Source organism: Actinomadura fibrosa, from assembly GCF_900659615.1.
Classification (GTDB): Bacteria; Actinomycetota; Actinomycetes; order Streptosporangiales; family Streptosporangiaceae; genus Spirillospora; species Spirillospora fibrosa.
The window spans coordinates 1-1,494 of the sequence record NZ_CAACUY010000537.1 but is presented as its reverse complement, the minus strand read 5'-3'; the positions used below and the strand labels follow the sequence as shown (position 1 = coordinate 1,494).

Annotated in this window: 2 protein-coding genes; one reads left to right on the top strand and one right to left on the bottom strand. The window is 76.0% G+C overall.

Features of this window, described 5'->3' with window-relative positions:
- The coding region (locus E1300_RS51195) for a DinB family protein (RefSeq protein WP_503104956.1) at nt 1-258 on the top strand (258 nt) is incomplete at its 5' end.
- On the opposite strand, the gene E1300_RS49495 is transcribed toward E1300_RS51195, so the two are convergent.
- Nucleotides 240-1,277, bottom strand: coding sequence for an MBL fold metallo-hydrolase (locus E1300_RS49495; protein WP_131764153.1), 1,038 nt, complete (start codon nt 1,275-1,277; stop codon nt 240-242). The genes E1300_RS51195 and E1300_RS49495 overlap by 19 nt on opposite strands.
- Nucleotides 1,278-1,494: the final 217 nt, after the last annotated feature.

The following is a 1,494-nucleotide window of genomic DNA, read 5'->3' as shown; positions in this document are numbered from 1 at the left end:
GGGACGGGCGCCATCGAGCTCGCCGTGCACGGCTGGGACATCGCCTGGTCGGCCGGGCGGCCCCGGGAGATCCCGGCCGAGCTGGCCGGACGGCTGCTGCCGCTCGCCTCGGTGCTGGTCACCGGCGCCACCCGGCACGGCCTGTTCGCGCCGCCCGTCCCGGTGCCGGCGGACGCGGGTCCGAGCGACCTGCTGCTCGCCCACCTCGGCCGCGACCCGCGCGCGGTCCCGCCCCCGGGTCAGGCGCGCGGGGCGTAGGCGCGGACGCCCGCCTCCTCGTGGACGTCGAGGATCCCCTGGTCGGCCAGGACGTCCAGGTGCGCCTCGATCTCCAGGACCGCCAGCATCCGGCTGAAGGAGTCCAGGTCGGCGAGCGCTCGCCTGCGGCGCGTCCAGGGCATGGCCTGCGCGACCTCGAACGCGGTCGCGCGGCCCGCGCGGACCTGCTCGGCGGCGGCGTCGAGGCGCTCCTCGTGGTGCTTGAGCAGCTCGTCGATCCGCGTGTGGGTGCTCGGCCGCACCGGGCCGTGCGCGGGCAGCAGGAGCGTGTCGGGCATGTCCCGCACCAGGCGCAGCGACGCCAGGTAGCTGCGCAGCGGCTTCGGCTCCGGCTCGGTCTCCAGCCCGATCGACGGGCTGATGTGGGGCAGGATGTGGTCGCCCGCGAACAGCAGCCCGGCGGCGGCGTCGCGGAGCACGACGTGGCCGCGCGTGTGCCCCGGCGTCGCGAACACGTCCAGGCCCCGCCCGGTCAGGCCGACGCGCTCGCCGTCGTCCAGCCAGGCGTCCGGCATGGTGTGCGGCACGTCCCGTTCGGACGCGTCGACGGGCATGCCCGCGATCTCCTCGGCCAGGTCGGCGGCGCCGCAGCGGCGCAGCAACTCAACCTGGCGGGGGTGCAGGCCGCGGGCCCGGTCGAACGCCTCGATCGAGGGGCGCTCGCCCCGGCCGATCCGCACCCGGGTGCCGAACGACTCGCGCAGCGCGAGGGCCTGCGAGTAGTGGTCCCAGTGGGCGTGGGTGACGAGGAACTGCGCGACGTCGTCCAGCCGGTGCCCGAGCGTGCGGAGGGCGCCCTCCAGGGACGCGCGGGTGTCGGGCATGGCCCACCCGGAGTCCACGACGACGGGCCCGCCGGCGTCCTCGATGACGTAGACGTTGACGGCGTGCAGCGAGGGGATGGGCAGCGCGAGCGGGACGCGGTGCACGCCGGGCGCCACCGCGTGGGCGCCGGGTTCGGTCCAGTCCGTCGGCTGCTCCACGACCGGTGCCGTCACCGCGCCCCCTCGAAATGCGAATCCCGTTCGGGAACGGAATCTACTTCATCCGGAAAGGCCGATTGACCGGTGGGGTGCCTGAATGGGCACGTTCATGGCTTTTCGGGGCCTTGCGCGGTGTCCCGCCCGGTGGCGCGGTCGGCGGCGCGGCGAGCGTCCGCAGCCGCCTTGCGCGCCTCCCGTGCCGCCTCCTCCGCGCGGGCCCGGGCCTGCTCGG